The sequence below is a fragment of the Devosia sp. genome, assembly GCF_034675085.1.
GTDB lineage: Bacteria > Pseudomonadota > Alphaproteobacteria > Rhizobiales > Devosiaceae > Devosia.
This window is the reverse complement of sequence record NZ_JAUCDN010000413.1, coordinates 1-2,380: the sequence shown is the minus strand read 5'-3', so window position 1 is coordinate 2,380 and position 2,380 is coordinate 1. Positions and strand designations below refer to the sequence as shown.

2 protein-coding genes and 1 pseudogene are annotated in these 2,380 nt (G+C 68.2%); 1 reads left to right on the top strand and 2 read right to left on the bottom strand.

Annotated elements, in window-relative coordinates:
- Positions 1-363 (bottom strand): host attachment protein (locus VDP82_RS17090; protein WP_323016026.1); only part of this gene is annotated, 363 nt, incomplete at its 3' end.
- A gap of 184 nt (positions 364-547) precedes the next feature.
- Here VDP82_RS17090 and rarD point away from each other — a divergent pair.
- Positions 548-1,486 (top strand): EamA family transporter RarD, encoded by a 939-nt coding sequence (gene rarD, locus VDP82_RS17085; RefSeq protein ID WP_323016025.1) that lies wholly within the window; start codon positions 548-550, stop codon positions 1,484-1,486.
- 30 nt (positions 1,487-1,516) lie between these two features.
- Here the strand turns inward: rarD and VDP82_RS17080 are convergent.
- Positions 1,517-2,353 (bottom strand): annotated as a pseudogene (locus tag VDP82_RS17080) (hydrogen peroxide-inducible genes activator); the annotation flags it as partial.
- Positions 2,354-2,380: the final 27 nt, after the last annotated feature.

Sequence of the window (2,380 nt, the reverse complement as noted above, 5' to 3'; positions counted from 1 at the left end):
CTTCTTGACCGTGGGGGAGATGGCCTTGCGGATGTCGCCCAGGGCGATGGGGGCGGCGGCGATGACCAGCCGGTCGAAAGCACTCTGCTGATGCTGGCGGTCGAGCGCGGCGGCCACCGATTTGACGAATTCGGTTTCGCGGTGCTCCACCGGATCGGTGCGCGGCTCCATGCCGCCGCGACTGAAGCCGGCCGGGGCGCGGTTGCCGCCGGAGCGGTCGGAGACCAGTTCCTGCGCCTGTAGCGGCTCGATCGACCACTCCATTCCGTCCACCTGGCGCAAGCCCTTGCCCGGCCCGGTATATTCGACGATGCGGGCCTGGGCGCCATTGGCGATCAGGATCCAGGTAATGGTCTTCTTCATGGCTATCTCCTACAGGTTCTGGTCATGAGGGGGCGCCTCCTCTTGGACAACGCACCGTTGATCTCAAGGTTGTGCGAAGCGGCGCGCTTTGCAAGCCATGTCCGGTGCAAAGAGCAGTTGGCCGCGCGCGCCGGCGCTGCTACATGCTTGGCCGTGCGCCTCGCCCGGGGCGCGGAGTTTTTTCATGAGCCTTCCCTCATCCAGCCCCGCGCCGCAGACGGCTCCGGGGGCCAGCGAAGCCCGCAAGGGCGTGATCGCGGCCGTCATCACCCCCATGCTCTGGGGCGGCTTGCCCATTCTCTTCCGCCTCGTCGAGGAGGCGGGCGCGGTGATGATCGTGGCCGAGCGTACGCTGTGGTCGCTGCTGCTGCTGGCGGGCATTCTTGCCTTTACGGGCGGGTTCGGGGCGGTGAAAAGCGTCTTCGCCGACTGGCGGCGGGTGCGCGATACGGCGCTGGCGGCGGCGCTGCTGGCGGCCAACTGGCTCATCTATGTGTGGGCGGTGGAACGCGGGCAGGTGCTGGAGGCCAGCTTCGGCTATTTCATCAATCCGCTGGTCAATGTGCTGATCGGCATGGTGCTGCTGGGCGAGCGGCAGAACCGGCTGCAGACCATTTCCATCGCCATGGCGGCAGTGGCCATTCTCATCCAGGCGGTGGGGCTGGGCACCATACCCTATATTTCCCTGGGGCTGGCGCTGACCTTCGGTTTTTACGGCTATATCCGCAAAACCGCCCATCTGGGGCCGGCGGCCGGGCTTTTCGCCGAAACGGCGATGCTGGCGCCGGTGGCGGCGGTCTATGTCGCCTTCATGCTGGCCAGCCAGGGCCCCGGCGTCCATGCCGATCCGGTCAAGCTGGTGCTGCTCATGCTTACCGGCCCGGCCACGGCGGTGCCGCTGCTGCTCTTCGGCTATGCGGTGCGGCGGCTGCGCTTTTCAACCATGGGCATGATTCAATATATCACCCCGACCCTGCAATTTCTCGTTGCCACGCTGCTGTTCCACGAAGCCCTCAATGGCTGGCGCCTGTTCAGCTTCGCGTTGATCTGGGTGTCGCTGATGGTCTTCAGCTATGACGGCTTCCGCCGCCGCCGCAGCCGGGCCCGCGCCGTCCCTCTCTAGCCCGCGGCTGGCGCGGATGATCCGGGCGATGATCTCGAAAGTGGGTACGAAGGGCGAGCCGGCGCGCCAGACCAGCGAGAGCAGGCGGCCGGCATGGGGATCGTCCAGGTCGTGGACCGCGATGCGCGGATCGCTCGCCTCCTTGCGCAGCGCGATCCGGGGCAGCAGCGTCACCCCCTGACCATTGGCGACGAATTCCACGATGGTGGAAAGCGAGGTCGCGGCGAAGATGCGCGCCGCCGGCCCCCCGCCCAGCCCGCAAGCCTCGATGGTCTGGTCGCGGAAGCAATGGCCCTCGTCGAGCAGCAGGATGCGCTCGGGCGGGATCTGGGCCAGCGAAACCGGCTGGCTGGTGGCGTCCCTGCTGGCGGTGGCCAGCACGAAGGGGTCGTCGAACAGTGGCCGGGCCACCAGCGGCGCGCCGTCGGCGGGCAGGGCGGTGCCGATCAGGGCGATGTCCAGGCTCCCTTCCACCAGTCCGGCCAGCAGCGCCTCGGTGCGGCTTTCGCTGATGGCGAAGCCCGGCTCGGGCAGGCCCTTGACCAGGGCCGGGAAGATTTCGGGCAGCAGATAGGGCGCGACCGTGGGGATGAGCCCGAAGCGGATGGGCCGCGCCGGCGTGTCGGCCTGGCCCAGGGCGAAGGCGTTGACCGCCTCGGCCCGCCGCACCGTTTCCTGCGCCAGGCCGATGAATTCGCGCCCGAAGGGCGTCGGGAGCACCCCCGATTTGTGCCGGTCGAACAGCGGGGTGCCGCACAGCGCTTCCAGCGACAGAATCTGCTGGGACAGCGCCGGCTGGGTGACGCCGCATTCCTGCGCGGCGCGGCCGAAATGGCCGGTGCGGGCCACGGCCAGCGCATAGCGCATCTGGCGGAGCGAAATGGGCACGATTAG

Excerpts from the sequence above, each read along its gene's own strand:
- rarD (WP_323016025.1), top strand. The coding sequence starts at position 548 with ATGAGCCTTCCCTCATCCAGCCCCGCGCCGCAGACGGCTCCGGGGGCC.